This is a genomic window from Pelomonas nitida (assembly GCF_043555975.1).
Classification (GTDB): Bacteria; Pseudomonadota; Gammaproteobacteria; order Burkholderiales; family Burkholderiaceae_C; genus Pelomonas; species Pelomonas nitida.
Map to the genome: position 1 here is coordinate 204,846 of NZ_JBIGIA010000006.1, position 24,092 is coordinate 228,937.

General features: G+C 68.2%; 21 protein-coding genes. 20 read left to right on the forward strand and 1 reads right to left on the reverse strand.

Going from position 1 to position 24,092, the window contains the following annotated elements:
• The 8 genes from ACG00X_RS09870 (at position 1) to ACG00X_RS09905 (ending at position 7,794) form a co-directional block, all read left to right on the forward strand.
• The gene (locus tag ACG00X_RS09870) at positions 1-693 is read left to right on the forward strand and encodes a hypothetical protein (protein WP_394487973.1); all 693 of its coding nucleotides are present in this window, start codon (positions 1-3) and stop codon (positions 691-693) included.
• 8 nt (positions 694-701) lie between these two features.
• Positions 702-1,844, forward strand: coding sequence for a hypothetical protein (locus ACG00X_RS09875; protein WP_394487975.1), 1,143 nt, complete (start codon positions 702-704; stop codon positions 1,842-1,844).
• The gene (locus tag ACG00X_RS09880) at positions 1,841-2,131 is read left to right on the forward strand and encodes a helix-hairpin-helix domain-containing protein (RefSeq protein WP_394487976.1); all 291 of its coding nucleotides are present in this window, start codon (positions 1,841-1,843) and stop codon (positions 2,129-2,131) included. Before ACG00X_RS09875 ends, ACG00X_RS09880 begins: the two co-directional genes overlap by 4 nt.
• An 18-nt stretch (positions 2,132-2,149) precedes the next feature.
• Positions 2,150-3,595: a DUF389 domain-containing protein gene (locus ACG00X_RS09885; protein ID WP_394487977.1), complete on the forward strand. Its 1,446-nt coding sequence runs from the start codon at positions 2,150-2,152 to the stop codon at positions 3,593-3,595.
• Between the two features lie 43 nt (positions 3,596-3,638).
• Positions 3,639-3,770, forward strand: a complete 132-nt coding sequence (locus tag ACG00X_RS09890; RefSeq protein ID WP_394487978.1) for a hypothetical protein — start codon at positions 3,639-3,641, stop codon at positions 3,768-3,770.
• A 116-nt stretch (positions 3,771-3,886) separates the two neighbouring features.
• The gene (gene accC, locus ACG00X_RS09895) at positions 3,887-5,932 is read left to right on the forward strand and encodes an acetyl-CoA carboxylase biotin carboxylase subunit (RefSeq protein WP_394487979.1); all 2,046 of its coding nucleotides are present in this window, start codon (positions 3,887-3,889) and stop codon (positions 5,930-5,932) included.
• Positions 5,933-6,097: 165 nt separating this feature from the next.
• Entirely contained in the window at positions 6,098-7,303 is a 1,206-nt protein-coding gene (locus ACG00X_RS09900) for an FAD-dependent oxidoreductase (protein WP_394487980.1), read from the forward strand.
• Between the two features lie 5 nt (positions 7,304-7,308).
• Positions 7,309-7,794, forward strand: coding sequence for a VOC family protein (locus ACG00X_RS09905; RefSeq protein WP_394487981.1), 486 nt, complete (start codon positions 7,309-7,311; stop codon positions 7,792-7,794).
• A 4-nt stretch (positions 7,795-7,798) separates the two neighbouring features.
• Here the strand turns inward: ACG00X_RS09905 and ACG00X_RS09910 are convergent, their stop codons facing one another.
• Positions 7,799-9,478 carry a vWA domain-containing protein gene (locus ACG00X_RS09910; protein ID WP_394487982.1) on the reverse strand — a complete coding sequence of 560 codons (1,680 nt, stop codon included), beginning with the start codon at positions 9,476-9,478 and terminating at the stop codon, positions 7,799-7,801.
• Between the two features lie 190 nt (positions 9,479-9,668).
• Between ACG00X_RS09910 and ACG00X_RS09915 the strand changes: the two genes are divergently transcribed.
• The 12 genes from ACG00X_RS09915 (at position 9,669) to accD (ending at position 23,980) form a co-directional block, all read left to right on the forward strand.
• Complete coding sequence (locus tag ACG00X_RS09915; RefSeq protein WP_394487983.1) at positions 9,669-10,997, forward strand: phospholipase C/P1 nuclease family protein; 1,329 nt, start codon at positions 9,669-9,671, stop codon at positions 10,995-10,997.
• A gap of 81 nt (positions 10,998-11,078) precedes the next feature.
• The gene (locus ACG00X_RS09920; RefSeq protein ID WP_394487984.1) at positions 11,079-11,972 is read left to right on the forward strand and encodes a LysR family transcriptional regulator; all 894 of its coding nucleotides are present in this window, start codon (positions 11,079-11,081) and stop codon (positions 11,970-11,972) included.
• A 112-nt stretch (positions 11,973-12,084) separates the two neighbouring features.
• A complete protein-coding gene (gene leuC / locus ACG00X_RS09925) occupies positions 12,085-13,527 on the forward strand; it encodes a 3-isopropylmalate dehydratase large subunit (protein ID WP_394487985.1) in 1,443 nt (480 codons plus the stop codon).
• A 62-nt stretch (positions 13,528-13,589) separates the two neighbouring features.
• The gene (gene leuD, locus ACG00X_RS09930) at positions 13,590-14,237 is read left to right on the forward strand and encodes a 3-isopropylmalate dehydratase small subunit (protein ID WP_394487986.1); all 648 of its coding nucleotides are present in this window, start codon (positions 13,590-13,592) and stop codon (positions 14,235-14,237) included.
• 109 nt (positions 14,238-14,346) lie between these two features.
• On the forward strand, positions 14,347-15,447 hold the full coding sequence (gene leuB, locus ACG00X_RS09935; RefSeq protein WP_394487987.1) for a 3-isopropylmalate dehydrogenase: 1,101 nt from the start codon (positions 14,347-14,349) through the stop codon (positions 15,445-15,447).
• Positions 15,448-15,541: 94 nt separating this feature from the next.
• Positions 15,542-16,663, forward strand: coding sequence for an aspartate-semialdehyde dehydrogenase (gene asd, locus ACG00X_RS09940; protein WP_394487988.1), 1,122 nt, complete (start codon positions 15,542-15,544; stop codon positions 16,661-16,663).
• Between the two features lie 268 nt (positions 16,664-16,931).
• Complete coding sequence (locus ACG00X_RS09945) at positions 16,932-19,451, forward strand: motility hub landmark protein FimV (RefSeq protein WP_394487989.1); 2,520 nt, start codon at positions 16,932-16,934, stop codon at positions 19,449-19,451.
• A 69-nt stretch (positions 19,452-19,520) separates the two neighbouring features.
• Positions 19,521-20,303 (forward strand): tRNA pseudouridine(38-40) synthase TruA, encoded by a 783-nt coding sequence (gene truA / locus ACG00X_RS09950; protein ID WP_394487990.1) that lies wholly within the window; start codon positions 19,521-19,523, stop codon positions 20,301-20,303.
• 85 nt (positions 20,304-20,388) lie between these two features.
• The gene (locus ACG00X_RS09955) at positions 20,389-21,033 is read left to right on the forward strand and encodes a phosphoribosylanthranilate isomerase (RefSeq protein WP_394487991.1); all 645 of its coding nucleotides are present in this window, start codon (positions 20,389-20,391) and stop codon (positions 21,031-21,033) included.
• Positions 21,034-21,042: 9 nt separating this feature from the next.
• Positions 21,043-22,305, forward strand: coding sequence for a tryptophan synthase subunit beta (gene trpB / locus ACG00X_RS09960; protein ID WP_394487992.1), 1,263 nt, complete (start codon positions 21,043-21,045; stop codon positions 22,303-22,305).
• Positions 22,302-23,111, forward strand: a complete 810-nt coding sequence (gene trpA, locus ACG00X_RS09965; RefSeq protein WP_394487993.1) for a tryptophan synthase subunit alpha — start codon at positions 22,302-22,304, stop codon at positions 23,109-23,111. Before trpB ends, trpA begins: the two co-directional genes overlap by 4 nt.
• Positions 23,108-23,980 carry an acetyl-CoA carboxylase, carboxyltransferase subunit beta gene (gene accD / locus ACG00X_RS09970; RefSeq protein WP_394487994.1) on the forward strand — a complete coding sequence of 291 codons (873 nt, stop codon included), beginning with the start codon at positions 23,108-23,110 and terminating at the stop codon, positions 23,978-23,980. Before trpA ends, accD begins: the two co-directional genes overlap by 4 nt.
• The last annotated feature ends 112 nt before the right edge of the window (positions 23,981-24,092 follow it).

Consider the following 24,092-nt stretch of genomic DNA (forward strand, 5'->3'; position numbering starts at 1 on the left):
TTGATCGCCTACTACCCACGATTTCGCGAAGGTGCCGGCCCGGGACTCGTGCCCAAGCTGGGCGGTTTGCCCTGGGGCTTTCCGCAGCGGCTGTGGCCCGTCTGCGAGGAATGCGGCGGCGCCATGAGCCACCTGGCGCAGCTGCCGCACGAGCCTCGCACGATGCCTGTCGGCGACGGCCAGGTGCTGTTCATCTTCAAGTGCGAGAGCGGTGATGGCTGCAGCTTCTGGGAGCACGACGGTGGCGCGAATGCTGTCGTCACGGTCGATCGTTCGGCTCTGGGTGACAGCCCGACCCCGGCTCCCGAATCCGACGGCGTGCCGGCCCCCGTGCTGCGCGAGATCGGTATCACCGGCTGGGACGAGAAGGACGACGGCGCGCCACCCGAGCTGGAGGCGGCGTTCTACCGCTACGGCACGCACAGCGATCTGCCCAAGGCCATTTCCGCGCCCCACAACTGGGCCGGCGGCTGGCACACCAAGAGCGGCGGCGTGCCGTGCTGGACGGCCAATGGGGCGCAGGCCCAGCCCGACATTCCTCCAGGGCGCCTGCTCCTGCAGATCGACAACTGGCTCGAGCTGGAAGGCGGTGAAACCGCTGAGATCGCGAACTTCTGCAGCGATGGCACGGCCTACGTGTTCGTCGATCGCTCCGTGGTTCCGCCGACGTATTCAATGTTCATCAACCGCTGAGGGCTGACATGCAAAAAGCGTTGATCTTTGGATTGCTGGCGGTGACCACGAATACGTATGCAGCGCAGCATACGGATGCCGCCACCAACTGCACCGTCATCGCGCCCCGCTATCTCGGCAGCAGCGACTACGTGTTCAGCTACCAGGGCGCCTGCCGCGACGGGCTGGCCGAGGGGCAGGGCCGGGCGACCTGGGCGCTGCGCCTGTCGCCGCAGAACCGCCAGGAGCACGCTGGGCGCTTCAGCGCGGGCGTCTTCCTGCCGGAACCGTCTGACGGCATGCGGGCCCGCGTGCTGCAGGGCGAGAGCGTGCTGTTCGACCTCGGGCCGCTGCCCAAGCTGCAGGGCATGACACCGCGGCTGGCCGTGGAGGCCACCGGTGAGCTGACCCGCCTGCCGGACCCCTGCCAACCTGACGCGTTGTGGGTGCTGAAGGCCGATGGCGCGGCCTTGGCGTCGGACGACCTGGCCCGCCAGCTGCTGCGCTCGGCCGTCGACAAGCTCAAGCACCGCTGCGGTGACGAGCGCCTGCGCAAACCCGAACGCTCCGCCAGCGAGCGCACCGAGCTGCGCGTGCGCGCCGTGCCGCAGGCAGAACTCGAGACCGACCGCTACGGCAACCCGAAGGGCACGGTTCTCGACGCGGTGCTGCCGCTGGACCCGGCCAAGCCCATCGACCGCTTCAGCAACGAGGTCGCCAGCCAGCAGCGCGCGCGCCAGGCGCGCGAGGCCCGCGAGGCCGGGCGCCAGGACCACCTGCGCCGCCTGCAGGGCTTCGCGAAGTCGGCCGGCACCACCTTGTGGGTCGGTGTGCCGGCGCTGGCGCAGAACCCGTTCCGCTACCAGGGCCAGGTCGTGCTGACCGCCGTGCGGCTCGACGAAGTGGTGGCGCCGACGCAGGCCCGTGTCGTGGGCCTGGGCGGCGGCTTCGGCAGCAGCTACGCGCTGGTCGAGGGCGCCGGGCTGGCGCAATGGGAGCCGGGCGCGCGCCTGATCGCCGTGCGTGTGATGGGGCGCCTGCCCGACACCGACGCCTCGCTGCCGCGCGGCCTGCATCTGCAGCTCGTGGCACAGATGGCCTGCGCCGAGGCGGACTGCAGCGATGAGCTCGACCTGCCCAGCCCGCTGCGCGACGGGGAGAAGCTGCCGTGACCAAGGCCAGTTGCGCTGCCGAGGCGTTCAAGCTCACCGACATCCCCAACATCGGCAAGGCGATGGCGGCGGACCTCGTCCAGCTGGGCCTGCCCACGCCCGCGCACGTCAAGACCATGGACCCGTTCGAGACTTACCACCGCCTGCGCGACGGCCAGGGCCAACTGCATGACCCCTGCGTGCTCGACACCTTCATGGCCGCCCACGAGTTCATGAACGGTGGACCGGTGCGGCCGTGGTGGGACTTCACCGAGCAGCGCAAGAAGTTGCTGACCCGGGCGCGCTGACGGCACCACAAGCTGACGATGAGCACGCTGCCTCCGCCATCTCCCGAGCCGCACGCGCCGGCGGCCGGCGGCATTGCCCAGCTGTTCAACCTGCGCCAGGACCTGGAGGACGCGGAGGCGATCGACGCCAGCGTGCGGGCGGGCGTGGACGTCGCCGGCACCAACCTGTGGGTGCTGTTCTTCGCCATCCTGATCGCGTCGGTGGGGCTGAACGTCAACAGCACGGCGGTCATCATCGGCGCGATGCTGATCTCGCCGTTGATGGGCCCCATCGTCGGCGCCGGTTACGGCCTGGCGGTGCATGACGCGGTGCTGATCCGGCGGGCGCTGCGCAACCTGCTGATCTTCGCGTCCATCAGCCTGGCGACGTCGACGCTGTACTTCGCCGTCAGTCCGCTGCGCGCGGCCGGCACCGAGCTGCTGGCCCGCACCACGCCCAACCTGTGGGACGTGCTGATCGCCTTCTTCGGTGGGTCGGCCGGCATCATCGCGCTGACGCGCAAGAGCATCTCCAACGTGATTCCGGGTGTGGCCATCGCCACGGCGCTGATGCCGCCGCTGTGCACGGTGGGCTTTGGCATGTCCCATGGCGACTGGGGTGTGGCGGGCGGTGCGTTCTACCTGTTCGTCATCAACGGCGTCTTCATCGCGTTCTCGACCTTTCTGTTCGTGAAGCTGATGAAGCTGCCGATGCGCGGCCAGGTGTCGAGCCGCGCGCAACGCCACGCCACGATGTTCACCGTGCTGACGGCACTGGCCGTGACGCTGCCCAGCGGCTACCTCGCCTGGCGCTTCGTGCAGACGCAGCGCTTTCTGGCGGCTGCGAATGCCCAGGTCGAGCTGGTGGCGCACGACAGCCGCTTTCTGCTGCTGGACCGCGAGGTGGACCCGACGACGCGCACGGTGCGGCTGACGCTTTCGGGCGACCGGCGCGAGGAGGCCATCGGCCGCGACATCGCCGAGCGCCTGGCGGCCCAGGGCTTCAAGGGCACCGACGTGGCGGTGCGCTTCTCAGGCTCCGAGCGCGTGGACGTTGCCGGGCTCAAGCGCGAACTGCGTGAAGACGTGTTCCGCCAGGTCGCGCGCGAGGCCGACGAACTGCGCAACCGCGTGCAGCAACTGCAGGCGCAGAACCGGCTGTTGCGCCAGGCGCAGGGCGACCACACGCAACTCATCGCCGAACTGCAGGCGCAGCTGCCGCAAGCGACACGGGTGCTGGTGGGCGTGGCTGCCGTCGCCAGCGCGGTCGCCGTGCCGGCCGACTTGTCCGGCAGCGCCGTCTCGCCCGGCGCCGCATCGGCATCTGCTGCCGCCAGCGACGTCTCATCGCCGTCGCTGCTGCTGGTCCACATCGAGCTGCCACGCCTGCCCGGGCGCGAGGACCAGCGGCGGCTCGCGCGCTGGCTGGCCGCCCGCGAGCCGCGCCACCAGGTCGTCGTCGACTACGCCACGCCGCAGCGTTAGGCGCTCCGAAATCCGTTCCCGCCATCCAACGAGTGAGACACGCATGTTCAACAAGATCCTGATTGCGAACCGGGGTGCTCGCGCCTTTGGCGCGGTCGCGCCAGCGACACATGGCCTGCCGACCGGCAGCGCCGGCCGGGCAGGCGAGTTCACCCCGGGAGCCGCTCATGTTTAAAAAGATCCTGATTGCGAACCGGGGTGCTCGCGCCTTGGGCGCGGTCGCGCCAGCGACACATCGCCTGCCGACCGGCAGCGCCGGCCGGGCAGGCGAGTTCACCCCGGGAGCCGCTCATGTTTAAGAAGATCCTGATTGCGAACCGGGGTGAAATCGCCTGCCGTGTCATCGCGACCGCCCGCAAGATGGGCATCGCGACGGTCGCCGTCTACTCCGAGGCTGACAAGGACGCCCGCCACGTGGAGCTGGCCGACGAGGCCGTGCTGCTGGGCCCGGCGCCGTCGCGCGAGAGCTATCTCGTCGCCGACAAGATCATTGCCGCCGCCAAGCAGACCGGTGCCCAGGCCATCCACCCCGGCTACGGCTTCCTGTCCGAGAACGAGGACTTCGCGCGCCGCGTGGAAGAAGAGGGCATCGCCTTCATCGGCCCCAAGCACTACAGCATCGCGGCCATGGGCGACAAGATCGCGTCCAAGAAGCTCGCGAACGAGGCGCGGGTCAGCACCATCCCCGGCCACAACGAGCCCATCCTGTCGGCGGACGAGGCGGTGCAGATCGCCCAGCGCATCGGCTACCCGGTCATGATCAAGGCCAGTGCCGGTGGCGGCGGCAAAGGCCTGCGCGTGGCCTTCAACGACAAGGAGTGCTTCGAGGGCTTCACGTCATGCCGCAACGAGGCGCGCAACAGCTTCGGTGACGACCGTGTCTTCATGGAGAAGTTCGTCGAGCAGCCGCGGCACATCGAGATCCAGGTGCTGGGCGACAGCCAGGGCAACGTCGTGTACCTGCACGAGCGCGAATGCTCCATCCAGCGCCGCCACCAGAAAGTCATCGAAGAGGCACCGTCGCCCTTCATCAGCGAAGCCACGCGCCGCGCCATGGGCGAGCAGGCCGTGGCCCTGGCCAAGGCCGTGAAATACCAGAGCGCTGGCACGGTGGAGTTCGTCGTCGGCAAGGACCAGGACTTCTACTTCCTGGAGATGAACACGCGGCTGCAGGTGGAGCACCCGGTCACCGAGTGCATCACGGGGCTGGACCTCGTCGAGCAGATGATCCGCGTGGCGGCCGGCGAGCCGCTCACCTTCACGCAGGCCGACATCAAACGCGACGGCTGGGCCATCGAGTGCCGCATCAACGCGGAAGACCCGTTCCGCAACTTCCTGCCATCGACCGGCCGCCTCGTGCGCTACCAGCCGCCCGAGACGACGATGACGCAGGCCGAGACAGGCCGCTTCGGCGTACGCGTGGACACCGGCGTCTACGAGGGCGGCGAGATCCCGATGTACTACGACTCGATGATCGCCAAGCTCATCGTGCACGGGAAGGACCGCGCCGAGGCCATTGCCAAGATGCGCGAGGCGCTCAACGGCTTCGTCATCCGCGGCGTGTCCAGCAACATCCCCTTCCAGGCGGCGCTGCTGGCGCATCCGGATTTCGGCAGCGGCAACTTCAACACCGGCTTCATCGCCCAGCACTACGCGGGTGGCTTCAAGGCCGAAGACGTGCCGCACGACGACCCGCTGTTCCTCGTCGCGCTGGCCGGCTTTATCCGCCGCAAGGCGCGCGAGCGCGAGGCCGGCATCAGTGGCCAGCTGCCGGGCCATGAGGTGCAGATCGAGCGCGACTACGTGGCTGTCCTGAATCTGGGTGGCGGGCGCAGCGAGCAGCACCCCATGCACATCAGCGAATTTGCTGGCGCGCTCGGTGAGGCCCGCGTGCAGGTGGGCGGCAAGGACTATCGGCTTGTCTGCCGCTCGCGGCTGAACGACGTGCGCATCAGCGGCACCGTCAACGGCCAGCCCTTCACGGCCCAGGCCGAGCGCGGCACGGCGAAGAACCCGCTGGCCTACCGCATCCAGCACGGTGGCCGCGCCATCGAGCTGACCGTGCTCAGCCCGCGCGCCGCCGAACTGCAGGCGCTGATGCCCTACAAGGCGCCGCCCGACACCTCCAAGCTGCTGCTGTCGCCCATGCCCGGGCTGCTGGTGCACGTGGCCGCACAGGTCGGCCAGACCGTGCAAGCCGGCGAGCGCCTGGCCATCATCGAGGCGATGAAGATGGAGAACATCCTGAACGCCCCGCAGGACGTGACGGTGGCCGAGGTGCTGGCCAAGCCGGGGGAGAGCCTGTCGGTGGATCAGCCCATCTTGCGATTTCAATGACCCAGCCCTACCGGCTTTGCCGTGCCGCGCCCAGAGGGCTTGTCGTTCGGCAGGCACAAAGAGTCCTCAGGACTCTTTGTGCCCGGCCTCACCCCCCTCAGGGGGCGCCGCTGGCGGCCCGGCAAAGCCGGTTCCGCAGCGGCCGCTTGGTAAGTCACGACGCTGATGAGCGCTGAGAGCATCGCCATCGTCGGCTCCGGCGTGGCCGGCGCAGCGGCGGCCATCCGCCTCGCCGAGCGCGGCGTCGCGGTCGATCTCTACGAAGCCGTGCCCGAGCCCAAGCCCATTGGTGCCGGCCTTTTGCTGCAGCCCACTGGCCAGCGCGTGCTGGCGGCGATGGGCTTGCTGGATGAGGCGCTGGCGCTGGGCACGCGGGTGGACCGTCTGTTCGGGGACACGCCCACCGGCCGCACCGTGCTGGACATGAGCTACCGGCGCTATGACGCCGCCGCGTACGGCATGGGCCTGCAGCGCGGGGCGTTGATGGGCCTGCTGTGGCGGCGTTTGCGCGAGCTGGGCGTGCGCTGGCACTGTGGTGCCGCCGTGGACGGCTTCGAGCAGGACGCCGACGGGGTCACGCTGCGCATCGCCAGCCGCGAGCCGGTGCGTCATCTGGCGCTCATCCTCGCCAACGGCAGCTTTTCGAAGCTGCGTGAGCGCATGGCGGTGGCTCAGCATGCGCGGCCGTTTCCGTGGGGTGCCGTCTGGACGGTGTTGCCGGCCCCGCCGGGTTTTCCGCAAATCGAGCTGCGCCAGCGCTTCCGTTCGGCGTCGAAGATGCTGGGGCTGATGCCAGTTGGCAAGGCGGATGCGGCCGATGCGCAGCACGGCATCAACCTGTTCTGGAGCCTGCCGGTCGCCGAGCTGGACGGCTGGCGCGAGCGCGTCGGCCTGGCCGCGCTGAAGCAGCGCATGACAGCCCTGTTCCCCGACGTTGCGCCGCTGTTGGCCGGCTTGCACGATGCCGAACAACTGCGCGAGGCGCGCTATGCCGACGTCTGGATGCAGCGCTGGCACGACGGTCGCGTGCTGGCCATCGGCGACTGCGCCCACGGCATGAGCCCGCAGCTGGGGCAGGGTGCCAACATGGCGCTCATCGACGCGCACGAGCTGGCGGCCGAGATCGGTGATGACGGCGACTGGCCGCAGGTCTTCGCGCGCTACACGCACCGTCGCCGGGCCCACCTGCGCTTCTACGGCCAGGCCAGCCGCAGGCTGACGCCCATGTTCCAGTCCCACGCCGTCGTCGCGCCGTGGCTGCGCGACCGCTTCTTCGGCTGGGGCGGCCGGCTGCCCTACATCCACCAACAATCCATCGCCACGCTGGCCGGGGTCAAGACCGGCTGGCTGTGGGGGCGACTCAAGCTGTGAGCAACATGATGAGCAACGCAAGACCCTTCAAGATCCTCGGCCTGCAGCAGATCGCCATCGGTGGCCTAGACAAGGGTCGGCTGCGCCACCTGTGGGTGGACCTGCTGGGCGTGCCCGTCACCGGCAACTTCAAGAGCGAGCGTGAGAACGTCGATGAGGACATCTGCACGCTGGGGCAGGGCGCCCACGCGGTGGAGGTGGACCTGATGCAGCCGCTGGACCCCGACAAAAAGCCGGCGGTGCACGCGACGCCGCTGAACCACATCGGCCTGTGGGTGGACGATCTGCCCGTGGCCGTGCAGTGGCTGGAGTCGCAAGGCCTGCGCTTCGCCCCCGGCGGCATTCGCCGCGGCGCGGCCGGCCACGACATCTGCTTCGTCCACCCCAAGGGCAACGAGCAGTTCCCGTTCGGCGGCGAAGGCGTGTTGATCGAGCTGGTGCAGGCGCCGCCCGAAGTTGTTGCAAGCCTTCAGCCCCGGAATATTCCCTAGCTAGCTAGCGCCTCAAACCGGCTGACAGCGCCACCAGGCGCTCGAATTCCGCGCGGTGGCCGTAGCGGTCGGCGCCGCGTGCGGCATGTGCGAGGTCGGCGATCTGCGCGGGGCCGTAGTCGCCGATTTGCGTGCTGCCGCGCAGCCATTGCCCCCAGGCGGCCACGGCGACGGCGAAGCGCAGGTCGGCGTCGGCCTGCTCCAGCGCTGGCCAGGCGGGCCAGCGGTCGCCGCGGGCGATGGGCACTTGCACCAGTCGGCTGTCGGCCTGGCCCGGCGGCTTGTAGCGCAGCTTGAGCCAACCCAGCTCGTTGGCGTGCGCGGTCGTCGCCTTGGCGCCGGCATCGGCGGGTTGCCCGTAACGCAGCGGGTCGACGGTGCCTTGCGCGCCCACCGGGATGACCTCGTACAGCGCCGTCACCGTGTGCCCCGCGCCGATGTCACCGGCGTCGACCTTGTCGTCGTTGAACTGCTCGCGCGTCAGGTTGTTCAGCTCGTAGCCGATGAGGCGGTATTCCTGCACCACGGCCGGGTTGAACTCGACCTGCAGCTTCAGGTCTTGCGCGATGACGGCCAGCGTGCTGGTCATCTCGTTGACGAGCACCTTGTGCGCCTCCTGCAGCGTGTCGAGGTAGTGGTAGCTGCCGTCGCCGACGTCGGCGAGCTTCTTCATGAGCGCTTCGTTGTAGTTGCTGTCGCCCACGCCCAGCGTTGTCAGGCTCACGCCGCGTTGGCGTTCGCCCTCCACCAGCGCCTTGAGCTCGCTCGGGTTCGTCACGCCGATGTTGAGGTCGCCGTCGGTGGCCAGCAGCACGCGGTTGATGCCCTCGGTGATGAAGCCGGCGCGCGCCTGCGCATAGGCCAGGCGGATGCCGGCTTCGCCGTGGGTGCCGCCGCCGGCATTCAGTGTGTCGATGGCGGCATGGATGGCGTCCTTGCTGTCACCCGGCGTCGCCTCCAGCACGACGCGCGTGCCGCTGGCGTAGCTGACGATGGCGACGCGGTCTTGGGCGCGCAGTTGGTGGGTGAGCAGGTGCAGCGCCGAGCGCACCAGCGGCAGCCGGTCCTGCGGGGCCATGGAGCCGGACACGTCCACGAGGAAGACGAGGTTGGCCGGCGGCAGGCTTTGCTTGGCCAGGTCTTGCCCCTTGATCGCAATGCGCACCAGGCCGCGCCCGGCGTGCCAGGGCGATGCGGCAAGACGCGCGTCGACGGTGAACGGGGTGGGCGAGCCCGCCGGCGGCGTGGCGTAGTCGTAGCCGAAGTAGTTGACGAGTTCTTCCACCCGTACCGCGTCGCGTGGGGGCAGGGCGCCGCGGTTCAGGAAGCGGCGCACGTTGGCGTAGCTGCCGGTGTCGACGCTGGCGCTGAAGGTCGAGACGGGCACCTCGCTCACGCGCTGCCAGGCGCGGTCGTCGAAGCTGTCGTAGCGCGCCGTGGACGGTGGCGTGACGACGGGCGGTGCCGGCATGGGGATGGAGATCTTGCGCGAGAGGGCGCTCATCAGCGCTGGCGCGGGTGGTGGCGCCGGCTTGGCGATCGGCGCCGGTGGCGCGGGCGGTGCCTCCAGCCGCCGCAGGTCCGCTTCGGCCGGTGATTGGTTGGGCTGATGACCGCAGCCGGCCAGCAACAGGCCGGCGAGCAACGCGGAGCCGAGCCACTGCGGGCTCAGAAATGACGACATCGAAATCTCCCTGCGGGACACATGCCCCGAGCGCACCAACGGGCGACGCCCGCTGGCGTTGACAGGCCGGCCCCCCGAGCAAACCCGCGCGGGCGGATATCGGCGGCGGGCCCAACGAGCAGGGGCGGGCCAGGGACGGTAAGCCAGAAACGGCAAGCCAGAATCGCAGCTTCGCCTTGCCAGACGCTCCATGCGCTACCTCGCCTTCCTGTTGGCCCTGCTGCCGAACTTCGCGCAGGCCTGGGGCAATCACAGCCCCTTGTGTTACCTCGCCTTCGAGCGCATGCCGGAGGTGGCGGGGGCTGCGCCGGTGGCGGCCGAGCCGCTGGTGGACTTTCTGCGCGACCAGGAGGCGGGCATCGCCAGCCTGCTCGACGCCCAGGAAGCCTGGGCCCGGGCGCACCTGCCGGGGCATGCGCGGCGCCCCGAGCGCCTGCGCTTCGTGCCGGCGCCGGGCCGCGCGGATGCCGAACGGCGCGCCGCTTTCCTGCGCGCGCTGCGCGTGTCGCCGCAGGCGCGGCTGGCGCTGTATATGCAGCCGGATGCGCGGGAGGCCGCGCCGGCACGGCCTGCGGTGGACGCCAGCGTCGTCATGGCCGTCAGGCCTGCCGCCGGCAACAGCCAGCGCTTCGTTGCGTTGGCGCCGGGCGAGCTGGTCGCGCCGCTGGCGGTGCTGGCCTCGGCCTGCGACGAGCCCGACTACGGCCACGACATCAACCTGTTCGACGACAACCCGGGCAACCCAGGCTACGCCTTCGGCCGCCAGCCCTTCGGCAACCCGGCCATCGCGATCGGCTCCCAGGCGCCGTTCCACATGGGCTTCTTCCACCAGGGCGCCATCTTCGACACCCTGGCGCCGAGCTTCGCGCGCACCTTCACCGAGCTGCGCATCCAGCAGTACGGCGGCTTGGCAGCGCTGGCCTGGCGCACGGGCCATGCCTACTGGGGTTGGCGTTTCGCGGGCCTGGCGCTGCACCATGTGGAGGACCTGACCCAGCCCTATCACGCCAGCGCCGCGCCCGGCGCCACGCTGGCCTACATGATGTGGGTCAACCTGAAGGCGCAGCTCGGCGCGCCGGCCGACCGGCAGGGGTTGGTCGTGCTGCAGGGCAACCGGCATTTCGTGCTGGAGCAGTTCCAGACGCGCTGGATCCAGGACGCCGCCCGCCAGCGGCGCGACGGCCCGCTGGAGCAGGCGCTGCGCAACGGCGCGCGCGACGCCCGCTATCCGCCATGGAGCGATGCGTATGTGCGCGAGGTGGTGGCGGCCGAGGCCTTTGCTGCGGGGCCGGCGACCGATGCGGCCGTCGTGGTCGGTGCACCGGCGAAATTTGTCACTGACCCCACTTTTGACTTCGCGGCCCACGAGGCCGAGCTGGGCCCCGAGCTGGCGCGGGACATGCAGGGCCGCCGGGATGCCTTGCAGGCGCATTTGGCCGAGATGCTGGGGAATTTCGGCGCGCACAGCCGCAATGCGCTGCGTGGGCTGTTGAATCAGACCCCTCAGAAACGGCCTTGATTTTCGTCTAATACGAAATCACGGTCTATTTCTGGCGCAGAATGGTGTGATCCACGAAGGCTATGCTGGAGACACATCACCATGCGTCACGACCTCACCACCCTCAATCTCGTGCTGGCGATCGAGCAGACCCGCTCGATCACCCGCGGCGCCGCGCAGGAGCACCTGGCGCTGGCGGCGGCCAGCAAGCGTCTGTCCGACCTCGAAAGCCGCCTGGGCGTGCAGTTGTTCGAGCGGCGGGCGCGCGGCGTAGAGCCCACCGAGGCGGGGCGGGCGCTGGTGCGCCACATCCGCTCGCTGCACGCGTCGCTCTATGCCCTTGAAACCGAGGTCATGGAGTTCTCGCGTGGCATCAAGGGCCATTTGCGCATTGCCTCCAACACCAGCGCCATCGCCGAGTGCCTGCCGCCCTACCTGGTCGAGTTCTCGCAGGCGCACGCGCAGATCCGCATCAGCCTGGAAGACCTGACCAGCGCCGAGGTGCAGGCCGCCGTGGCGGAAGGCCGGGCCGATGTCGGCATCTTCACCGCGCCGGTGCTGGACAACCGGGTGCAGACCTGGGTCTTCTCCCGCGGGCGGCTGGCCGCCCTGGTGCCGCTCAAGCACCCGCTGGCCAACCGCGAGGCGGTCAGCTTCGACGACCTGCTGAGCTATGACCTCATCGGCCTGCACGCCGGCGCCAGCGCGCAGGAGTTGATGCGCGAACAGGCCGCCGCGCGCGGCCAGACGCTGAACGCGCGCCTGCAGGTGCGCGGCTTCGACGGTATTGCGCAACTGGTCGAATCCGGCCTGGGCGTGGCCGTCCTTCCCGAACATCCCGCCGAACGCTTCACCCGCGTGTTCGGCGTGCGCTGCCTGCGACTTGAAGAGTCGTGGGCCGAGCGCGACTATCACCTCGGTGTGCTGCGTCAACAGCGCCTGCCCACCGTGGTGCAACGCTTCGTGGACACCCTTATTCCCCGAGAGAAGCAATGATGCAATTCCAAGCCGTTCACGGGGCGTGCCGGGCCGAGTGCCGGGCCGCTCCCAAGCCGGCCCGTATCCCCTTGGGGGATCGGCTGGTGTACTCACCAGACGAGAGGCAGCCATGACTGCTAGAACCCTCTACGACAAGCTCTGGGACGAGCATGTGGTGCACTCCGAACCGGATGGCACGGCGCTGCTCTACATCGACCGCCACCTCGTGCACGAGGTCACCAGCCCGCAGGCCTTCGAAGGCCTCGATCTGGCCGGCCGCAAGGTCTGGCGCCTGTCGGCCAATCTGGCCGTCAGCGACCACAACGTGCCGACGACGGACCGCAGCGGCGGCATCGCCGACCCGGTCTCCAAGCTGCAGGTCGACACGCTGGACGCCAACTGCGACCGCGTCGGCATCACGCAGTTCAAGATGAACGACAGGCGCCAGGGCATCGTGCACGTCATCGGGCCGGAGCAGGGCGCCACACTGCCGGGCATGACCGTCGTGTGCGGTGACAGCCACACGTCCACGCATGGTGCGTTCGGCGCGTTGGCGCATGGCATCGGCACCAGCGAGGTCGAGCATGTGCTGGCCACGCAGACGCTGTCGGCCAAGAAGGCCAGGAACCTGCTCGTCAAGGTCGAGGGCAAGCTGCCGGCCGGCTGCGGCGCCAAGGACATCGTGCTGGCCATCATCGGTCGGATCGGCACCGCCGGCGGCACGGGCTACACCATCGAGTTCGCCGGCTCGGCCATCCGCGCACTGAGCATGGAAGGCCGCATGACCGTCTGCAACATGGCCATCGAGGCCGGTGCGCGCGCCGGCCTCGTCGGCGTGGACGACACGACGATCAACTACGTCAAGGGTCGCCCGTTCACGCCGGGCACGGATCCGCGAACCGGCCAGTTCGCGGGCGGCGTGGAATGGGAGCAGGCCGTCGCCTACTGGCGCACGCTGCACACCGACCCCGGCGCCCACTTCGACAAGGTCGTCGAGATCGACGCCGCGCAGATCCGCCCGCAGGTCACCTGGGGCACCTCGCCCGAGATGGTGCTGGCCATCGACGACCGCGTGCCCGACCCCGACAAGGAGCGCGATGACGTCAAGCGCAGCGCCATCGAGCGCGCGCTGACCTACATGGCCCTCGAACCGAACAAGGCCATCAGCGACATCCATGTCGACAAGGTCTTCATCGGCTCCTGCACCAACAGCCGCATCGAGGACATGCGCGAGGCGGCCGCCGTCGTGAAGCGCGTGGGCGGCAGGCTGGCGAAGAACATCAAGCTGGCTCTCGTCGTGCCGGGCTCGGGCCTCGTGAAGGCGCAGGCCGAGGCGGAAGGCCTGGACCAGGTCTTCAAGGCCGCCGGTTTCGAATGGCGTGAGCCGGGCTGCTCGATGTGCCTGGCCATGAACGCCGACCGGCTGGAGCCGGGCGAGCGCTGCGCGTCCACGAGCAACCGCAACTTCGAAGGCCGCCAGGGCGCGGGTGGTCGTACCCACCTCGTGAGCCCCGCGATGGCTGCTGCCGCCGCGATGACCGGCCATTTCGTTGACGTTCGGACGCTTGCCTAATGCCTTGCGGGACAGACCGCCCGAGCGAAGCGAGTAGCTCTGTCCCCAACTGACTGAGACAAATGGACAAGTTCACTATCCACAAGGGTTTGGTCGCGCCGATGGACCGCGAGAACGTCGACACCGACGCGATCATCCCCAAGCAGTTCCTGAAGTCGATCAAGCGCACGGGCTTCGGCCCCAACCTGTTCGACGAGTGGCGCTACCTCGACCATGGCGAACCGGGGCAAGACCCGGCCAGCCGCCGCCCGAACCCCGATTTCGTGCTGAACCAGCCGCGCTACGCAGGCGCCAGCATCCTGATCGCGCGGCAGAACTTCGGCTGCGGCTCCAGCCGCGAGCACGCGCCGTGGGCGCTGCAGCAGTACGGCTTTCGCGCCATCCTGGCGCCGAGCTTCGCCGACATCTTCTTCAACAACTGCTTCAAGAACGGCCTGCTGCCCATCGTCATGCCGGCCTCCGCCATGCATCAGCTGTTCGACGAGGTGAAAGCCTTCCCGGGCTACCAGCTCGTGGTGGACCTGCCGCGCCAGGTGGTCGTGAAGCCCGACGGTGCCGAGATCGCATTCGACATCGAGCCCTTCCGCAAGGAATGCCTGCTGGGCGGCCTTGACGAAATCGGCCTGACGCTGAAACACAGCGACAAGATCCGGGCCTACGAGGCCGCCCGCATCGCCGCCAAGCCCTGGCTGAACAACCGAGTGATTTAGACCACCCCCTGCGCGCTGCGCGCGCCCCCTCAAAGGGGGCACCGCCAGTGGCCCGGCAAAGCCGGTTCCACGGCGGTCGCTGGGCAAGGCGGGTGTTGGAGAGATTGAGATGACTATCAAGAAGATTGCAGTTCTGCCGGGTGACGGCATTGGCCCGGAAATCATGGCCGAGGCGGTCAAGGTGCTGAACGCGCTGGAGCTGCCGCTGCAACTGGAATGGGCCGACGTCGGCGGCAAGGCGTATGAAACGAGCGGCCATCCGCTGCCGCCCGCCACGCTGAAGCTGGCGCAAGAGGCCGACGCCGTGCTGTTTGGCGCCGTGGGCGACTGGAAGTACGACAAGCTGGAGCGCGCGCTGCGCCCCGAGCAGGCCATCCTGGGGCTGCGCAAGGCGCTGGGCCTGTTCGCCAACTTCCGCCCGGCCATCTGCTACGAGCAGCTCACGCATGCGTCGTCGCTGAAGCCCGAACTGGTGGCGGGTCTCGACATCCTCATCATCCGTGAGCTGACGGGCGACATCTACTTCGGCCAGCCGCGCGGCCGCCGCACGGCCGTGGACGGCCACTTCCCCGGCGCCGAAGAAGCCTTCGACACGATGCGCTATTCGCGCCCCGAGATCGAGCGCATCGCCCACGTGGCCTTCCAGGCCGCGCAAAAGCGCAACAAGAAGCTGACGTCGGTCGACAAGGCCAATGTGCTGGAGACCTCGCAGCTGTGGAAGGACATCGTCACCGAAGTCCACAAGAGCTACCCGGACGTCGAGCTGGATCACATGTACGTGGACAACGCCGCCATGCAGCTCGTCAAGGCGCCAAAGAAGTTCGACGTCGTCGTAACCGGCAACATGTTCGGCGACATCCTTTCCGATGAAGCCGCGATGCTGACCGGCTCCATCGGCATGTTGCCGTCCGCCTCGTTGGATGCCAACAACAAGGGGCTGTACGAACCGTCGCACGGCAGCGCGCCGGACATCGCGGGCAAGGGCATTGCCAATCCGCTGGCTACAATCCTGTCCGCTGCCATGATGCTCAAGTTCTCCCTCAACCAACCCGACGCTGCCGCTCGTATCGAGACGGCCGTGCAGTCGGTGCTGGCCCAGGGCTTGCGCACTGCCGACATCTGGTCTGAAGGCACCTCGAAGGTCTCCACCATCGAGATGGGCGACGCTGTCGTCAAAGCCATTACGACCACCAAAACCATCAAGAGCTAAAGCTCCGTCTCGTCTCGCCCCCCACCAAACCCGGCGAACGAGCCGGGGCCCAAAGTGGAAGGGGTTTGGTGAACGACAGACAAAGGATTTGATGATGACGACTCTGGTAGGCCTCGTAGGCTGGCGTGGCATGGTGGGCTCGGTCCTGATGGACCGCATGACCGCCGAGGCAGATTTCGACCTGATCGAGCCGCTGTTCTTCTCGACCTCCAACGCCGGTGGCGCCGCCCCCGCGCAGGCCAAGAACGAGACGACGCTGCAGAACGCGTTCGACATCGAGCAGCTCAAGCGCTGCGACATCATCATCACCGCCCAGGGCGGCGACTACACCAACGAAGTCTTCCCCAAGCTGCGCGCCGCGGGCTGGACGGGCCACTGGATCGACGCGGCCTCGTCGCTGCGCATGAATGACGACGCCGTCATCGTGCTGGACCCGGTCAACATGCCGGTCATCAAGCAGGCGCTTTCCGCCGGCGGCAAGAACTGGGTGGGCGGCAACTGCACCGTCAGCTGCATGCTGATGGGCGTGGGCGCGCTCTACAAGGCCGGCCTCGTCGAGTGGATGTCCACGCAGACCTACCAGGCAGCAAGCGGCGGCGGCGCCCAGCACATGCGCGAACTGCTGACGCAGTACGGCACGCTGAATGCTGCCGTGAAGCCGCTGCTGGACGACCCCAAGAGCGCCATCCTCGAGATCGATCGCCAGGTCATCGCCAAGCAGCGCTCGCTGTCGGCTGACGAGACCGCCAACTTCGGCGTGCCGCTGGGCGGCTCGCTGATCCCCTGGATCGACAAGGACCTGGGCAACGGCCAATCCAAGGAAGAGTGGAAGGGCATGGCCGAGACCAACAAGATCCTCGGCAATGGATCGGCTCAAGGCATCCCGGTCGACGGCTTCTGCGTGCGCGTGGGCGCGATGCGCTGCCACAGCCAGGCGCTCACCTTCAAGCTCAAGAAGGACGTGCCGCTCGCCGATATCGAGGCCATGATCCGCGCCGACAACGAATGGGTGAAGTTCGTGCCCAACACCCGCGAAGACACGCTGCGCGACCTGACGCCGGTCGCCGTGACCGGCACGATGACCATCCCGGTCGGCCGTGTTCGCAAGCTGGCGATGGGCCCTGAATATGTCGGCGCCTTCACCATCGGCGACCAGCTGCTGTGGGGGGCGGCAGAGCCGCTGCGCCGCATGCTGCGCATCCTGATTGATCGCTGATTCCGCGTTGGTGGAACCCCTAATCTGTGCGATTTTTGATTTGCTTACCTCTTTTACGCGCACGACAGGGTTTACCCGTGCATTCGTATGGAATCCAAGCGACACATCAGGCGCCCCTTGAGCATTTCAGCGTATATGCTTGATGCTGTTGTGTTTTTGATTCGAAACTCGACGCAAGTTACACCGTGCAGACCACGTTTGTGCAACGCGTGCTGAAGATCGAGACAGGCGGGGCCTTTTGCCCCGCCTTGTTGCTTTGGGGAATGCCTTGAAAGACCACATCCGCGACGCATTCGAGGGAGTCCTCCCGACAGGGTTTGCCCGCCATCGCCTGGCATTGGCCACGGCGCTGCTCGTTGCCGCCAGCGGCGCGCAAGCGCTCGGGCTGGGCAAGCTCAACGTGCAATCCGCTCTTGGCGAGACGATGCGCGCCGAGATCGACGTCACCAGCCTGACGCCGGAAGAGGCGTCCTCGCTCAAGGTGCGTGTGGCCCCGCCCGACGCCTACCGCGCCACGGGTGTCGACTACAGCGCCGTGCTGAGCTCGGCCCAGGTGCAGGTCGTCACACGCGGCGGCCGCACCGTGCTGCGCGTCAGCAGCGACCGCTCCGTGCAAGAGCCGTTCGTCGATGTCATCCTGGAGTTGACCTGGTCCACGGGTCGTCTGGTGCGTGAATACACGCTGCTGTTCGACCCGCCGGCGGTGCCCAAGCCCGCGCCGACGGTGACGACGCCTGCGGCCATCTCGGCATCGTCCGGTGTGTCCAGCGAAGGGGTGGCGTCGCCGGCTCCGGCCGCTGCGACCGCGCTGCCGCGCTCGGCGCCGGCCGCGTCGTCCAGCCCCGCGCGCCAGACGGCAGCTGCGGCTCCGGCGGCCACGGGTGAATCCGAGTACCGCGTGCAGCCGGGCGACTCGCTGTCGCGCGTCGCCAGCCAGACGCAAGTCCGCGGCATCTCGCTCGATCAGATGCTGGTGGGCTTGTTCCGCAACAACCCCGACGCCTTCATCGACGGCAACATGAACCGGCTGAAGTCGGGCTCGTTGCTGAAGGTGCCTGGCAGCGAAACGCTGGCGGCCTTGTCGACCGGCGAGGCGCGTCAAGTCATTCAGGCGCAGAGCGCCGACTTCTCGGCCTACCGTCAGCGACTGGCTTCGGCCGCGCCGACGTTGCAGAGCACCGAGAGCGAGCGGCAGTCCAAGGGCAAGGTGCAGGCGGCGGTCGAGGATCGCAAGCCCGCCGCTGCGCCCATGCCCGACAAGCTCACGCTGAGCAAGGCCGGCAGCGCGCCGAGCGGCAGCGAGGCCAAGGTTTCCAAGGACACGCAAAAGAAGGATGCCGCTGCCCGCGTGGCCGAGCTGACTCGCAACGTCGAGGAATTGAAGAAGCTGTCCAACGCGGCTGGCAATGCGCCGGCTCCGGTGACCGCTACCGCGCCGGCACCGTCGCCGGTGGTGGCAGCGCTGCCTTCGGCGCCAGTCGTGCCGACGATGGAAGCCGAGGCTGAAGCGACGCCCGCGCCAGCACCTGCGTCGGCTCCGGCGCCTGTGGCAGCTGCCAGCGAGGCGGCATCGCGCCCCGCGCCACGCGCGGCGCCGCTGCCGCCGCCGCCGGCGGCCGAGCCTCCTGGCTTCCTGGAGAAGTTGCTGGAGAACCCGCTGGTCGTGCCGTTGGCGGGTGCGCTCGTCTTCGTGCTCGGCGGGCTGGGCCTCTATCGCCTGCTGCGCTCGCGCCGGCCGTCTTACGCCGCCGAGACCGGTTTCCACGAAAGCCGGCTGCAGGCAGATTCGTTCTTTGGCGGCACGGGTGGGCAGCGCGTCGATACGCGTGATGCGCAGCACAGCGGCCAGTCGTCGATGAGCTATTCGCTCAGCCAGCTGGACGCCATTGGTGATGTGGACCCCGTGGCCGAGGCCGATGTCTATCTGGCCTATGGCCGTGACCTGCAGGCCGAGGAAATCCTCAAGGAAGCGCTGCGCGCGAATCCGTCGCGCCTGGCCATCCGCCTGAAGCTGCTCGAGGTCTACGCGAAGCGTCGTGACACCAAGGGCTTCGAGCAACTGGCCATTCAATTGTTCGCCGAGACCAAGGGTGTCGGCGAGGATTGGGCCAAGGCGCAGGAGTTCGGTCGCAGCATCGATGCCGACAACCCGCTCTACCAGCCTGGCGGTGGTCCCGTGCAAGCGGAGGATGACTCCGAGCGCCCTGAGCCCATGAATGCCAGCACGCTGCCGCACACGGCGCTTCAGACCCAGGCTCAGCCGCCCGCGCCTCAACTGAAGGCCGAGCCGGCCACGCGCAGCGGCCCGGATACCGGCCCGATCAGCGGGTTCGACCTGGCGCTGGATCTGGACCTCGACGCCGCGGAGCCCGTCTCGCCGACGGCCATGTCGGCCACGCAAGCCATGCCCTCGTCGGCAGAGCACGCCCCGATGACGATGGACTTCGACATCTCTGGCTACGGCGCTCGTGGCGCCGCGCCGGCGCCTGACCTGAGCCTCGACCTGGGTGACCTCACGCCCAGCAGCGGCAAGGCGTCTGGGCCGGCTCCGCTGGAGTTCGACTTGAACAGCCTCTCGGACGCTGGGCAGCCGGACCAACTGGCGGAGGCTCTGGACGCGCTGAGCGACGACGAGGGCGACCCGCTGGTGCGCCAACTCGAGCTGGCGGAGGAGTTCCGTCAGATCGGTGATACCGAGGGCGCTCGCGAGGTGCTGCAAGAGCTGGTTCAGCGCGCCAGCGGCTCGCTGCGTGACCGGGCGCAGGCGATGCTCAACGAGCTGCGCTGATCGCAGCCGCGATACTTCAACGCCCGGCCTGGCCGGGCGTTTTCATTTCCGGCCATCGTTGAGAGTTGCATGAGAGTTGCATTGGGTGTCAGCTACCGAGGTGGTGGCTACAACGGCTGGCAGAGTCAGCCCAACGGCCGCACCGTGCAGGACGCGCTGGAAAAAGGCCTGTCTGCCTTCGCGGCCCAGCCGATTCGCACCATTTGCGCGGGGCGTACGGATACCGGCGTGCACGGCCTCAACCAGGTCATCCATTTCGACACCGACGTCGAGCGCGAACCGTTCTCGTGGGTGCGCGGCAGCAACCGCTATCTGCCGCCTGACATCGCCATCCAGTGGTGCCGCTTCCCCGGCGATGCCTTCCACGCGCGCAACTCGGCGCGTGGCCGGCGCTACGCCTATCTGCTGCTGGAGTCGGCCGTGCGGCCGGCCATCGAGAGCGGGCAGTGCGGCTGGATCTTCCGGCCGCTCGATCAGTCGGCGCTGGAGGCCGCCGCGGCCCGGCTGATCGGAGAGCACGATTTTTCGTCCTTCCGCTCGTCCGAATGCCAGGCTGCGTCGCCTGTGAAGACCTTGCGCGAGATCACCGTGCAGCGCCGCGGCGCCTACTGGCGCTTCGAGTTCGAGGCCAGCGCCTTCCTGCACCACATGGTGCGCAACCTGATGGGTTGCCTGTTGGCCGTCGGCAGCGGCACGCGCACGCCCGACTGGGTGTCCGATGTGCTTGCCGCGCGCGACCGCAAGGTGGCCGCGCCGACCTTTTCCCCCGACGGCCTGTATTTCCTCGGCCCGACCTACGATGCCGAACTCGACATTCCGCGCGAAGTTTCGGCTTTGAACTGGCTCCCGTGAGCGCGGGCCGAGCGCCGGGCCGCCCCAAGCCGGCCCGCATCCCCTCGGGGGATCGGCTGGCGTACTCGACAGCCGAGAGGCAAACATGACTACCCGAATCAAGATCTGCGGCCTCACGCGTGAGGCCGATGTCGAAGCCGCGGTCGCGGCAGGCGCCGACGCCATCGGTTTCGTCTTCTACGCCAAGAGCCGGCGCGCCGTGACGCCGGCGCGGGCGAAGGCGCTGGCCAAACTGTTGCCGCCGTTCGTGACGCCGGTGGGGCTGTTCGTCAACGCGACCGACGCCGAGCTGCAGGCGGGGCTGGAGGCCTTGCCCAACATGCTGGTGCAGTTCCACGGTGACGAGACACCCGCCGACTGCGAGCGCGTGGGTCGGCCCTATCTGCGCGCCGCGCGCATGGCGCCGGGTTTCGACTTGGTAGACTTCAGTTCTCGTTTTTCCAGTGCCCAGGCCATCCTGCTCGACGCCCATGTCGACGGTTATGGCGGTGGCGGCAAGGTCTTCGATTGGTCACTCATTCCACCAAACGCAGCCTCTCACCTCGTTTTGTCTGGTGGGTTGAATGCAGCAAACGTCGGCGATGGCATCGCCCGGGTGCGGCCTTGGGCCGTTGATGTGAGTTCCGGCGTCGAGGTGGCCTTTGGGCTCAAGAGCGCCGACCTGATCCACGAGTTCTGCAGCGCCGTGAAGCGCGCTGACGCAGAACTCTCCCGTGAGACCCACGGTTAAGGGAAGACCATGTTCCAGTACGACCAGCCCGATGCCACCGGGCATTTCCGCCATGCCGGCACGCCGACCTATGGCGGCAGCTTCGTCTCCGAAACGCTCGTTCACGCGCTCGATCAACTGAAAGACGCCTACGCGCATTACCAGCATGACCCGGAGTTCCTGGCCGAGTACAAGAAGGAGCTCAAGCACTTCGTCGGCCGCCCGAGCCCGATCTATCACGCCGACCGCCTGAGCCGCGAGCTGGGCGGCGCGCAGATCTACTTGAAGCGCGAAGACTTGAACCACACCGGCGCGCACAAGATCAACAACGTCATCGGTCAGGCACTGCTGGCCAAGCGCATGGGCAAGCCGCGCGTCATCGCCGAGACCGGCGCCGGCCAGCACGGTGTGGCGACGGCGACGATCTGCGCCCGCTACGGCCTGGAATGCGTGGTCTACATGGGCAGCGAGGACGTCAAGCGCCAGAGCCCCAACGTCTATCGCATGAAGCTGCTCGGCGCGACCGTAGTGCCGGTGGAGAGCGGCAGCAAGACGCTGAAGGACGCGCTCAACGAGGCGATGCGCGACTGGGTCACCAACGTCGAGAACACCTTCTACATCATCGGCACCGTGGCCGGCCCGCACCCGTACCCGATGATGGTGCGCGACTTCCAGCGCATCATCGGCCTGGAGTGCCTGGAGCAGATGCCCGAGTTGATCCAGCGCCAGCCGGACGCCGTCATCGCCTGCGTGGGCGGCGGCAGCAACGCCATCGGCATCTTCCACCCCTATATCCCGCATGAGAACGTTCGGCTCATCGGCGTCGAGGCCGAAGGGCAGGGTGTGGCCAGTGGCAAGCATGCCGCAACGCTGACGGCCGGCACGCCGGGCGTGCTGCACGGCAACCGCACCTATCTGCTGCAGGACGAGGACGGCCAGATCATCGAGACGCACTCCATCTCCGCCGGTCTGGACTACCCCGGCGTCGGCCCCGAGCACGCTCACCTGAAGGACATCGGCCGCGCCGAGTACGTCGGCGTCACCGATGCCGAGGCGCTCGCGGCCTTCCACCGCCTGTGCCGCACCGAAGGGATCATTCCCGCGCTCGAATCCAGCCATGCCGTCGCGCACGCCATCAAGCTCGCGCCGACGCTGACCCAGGACAAGGTGCTGCTGGTGAACCTCAGCGGCCGTGGCGACAAGGACATCGGCACCGTCGCCGATCTGTCCGGCGCCGCGTATTTCGATCGCCCGTCGCAAGCCGGTGAAAAGGTGAAGGGAGGCGCACTGTGAGCCGCATCGCCACCACTTTCGAGCAACTGAAGGCCCAGGGCCGCAAGGCGCTGATCCCCTTCGTCACCGCCGGTGACCCGCACCCGACGGCCACCGTCGACCTGCTGCTGGCCATGGCCGAGGCCGGTGCCGACGTCATCGAGCTGGGCGTGCCTTTCTCCGACCCGATGGCCGACGGCCCCGTCATCCAGCGTGCCGGGGAGCGGGCGTTGAAGCAGGGCATCGGCCTGCGCAAGGTGCTGGACTATGTTCGGCAGTTCCGCGCCCGCAACGCCACCACGCCGCTGGTGCTGATGGGCTATGCCAACCCGGTCGAGCGCTATGGGCTGGACGCCTTCGTCACCGACGCGGCGGCCGCGGGTGTCGACGGTGTGCTCATCGTCGACTACCCGCCCGAGGAGTGCGAGGCGTTCGCCGCCAAGCTGCGCGCCGCCGACATGGACGCCATCTTCCTGCTCGCGCCCACGTCCACCGAGGCGCGCATGGCCCAGGTCGGCAAGCTGGCCAGTGGCTATGTCTACTACGTGTCGCTGAAGGGCGTGACCGGTGCCGGCCACCTGAACACGGCCGCCGTGGCCGAGGCCGTGCCGCGCATCAAGCAGCATGTCAGCACGCCGGTGGGGGTGGGTTTCGGCATCCGCGACGGCGCCACGGCTCGGGCTGTCGCCGATGTTTCGGACGCCGTCGTCATCGGTTCCAAGCTCGTCGAACTGATGGAGCGCCAGCCAGCCGATAATGTCGCTTCCACCGGCGCGGCCTTCATCCGCGAGATCCGCGCCGCACTCGACAAGAGGAATGACGCATGAGTTGGCTCGACAAACTGCTCCCGCCCAAGATCCAGCAAGGGGACCCGGCCGATCGCCGCACGGTGCCCGAAGGCCTGTGGATCAAGTGCCCGAGCTGTGAGACGGTGCTCTACAAGACCGACCTGGAGCAGAACATCAACGTCTGCCCCAAGTGCTCCCACCATCACCGCATCGCGGCCCGGCCGCGGCTGGATGCCTTCCTCGACCCGGAAGGCCGCTACGAGATCGGCCAGGAAGTCCTGCCGGTCGACGCGCTGAAGTTCAAGGACAGCAAGAAGTACCCCGACCGCCTGAAGGAAGCGCTGGAGAACACCGGCGAGACCGACGCGCTGGTCGTCATGGGCGGCGCGGTCATGAGCGTGCCAGTGGTTGCGGCCTGCTTCGAGTTCGACTTCATGGGCGGCTCCATGGGCTCCGTCGTCGGGGAGCGCTTTGTGCGCGGCGTCGAGACGGCCATCGAGCAGAAGACGCCCTTCATCTGCTTCACCGCCACCGGTGGCGCGCGCATGCAGGAAGGTCTGCTGAGCCTGATGCAGATGGCCAAGACCAACGCGTCGCTGACGCGCCTGGCCAAGGCCAAGTTGCCCTACATCAGTGTGCTGACCGACCCGACCATGGGCGGCGTGTCCGCCTCGTTCGCCTTCGTGGGCGACATCGTGCTGGCCGAGCCCAAGGCGCTGATCGGCTTTGCCGGCCCGCGCGTCATCGAGAACACCGTGCGCGAGAAGCTGCCTCCCGGCTTCCAGCGCGCCGAGTTCCTGATGGAGAAGGGCGCCGTCGACATGATCACCGACCGCCGCCAGCTGCGCGAAACCATCGCCCGCCAGCTCGCCATGCTGCAGCGCCAGAGCGCGGACGCGGTGGCTTGAGGTGATGGGCCCACCCCCTACCAGCTTCGCCGGCCCCCTCAAGGGGGCGCTGCCGATGGCCCGGCAAAGCCGGTTCCATGGCAGCCACTGGGTGGATGGGTTTCGGCGGCAC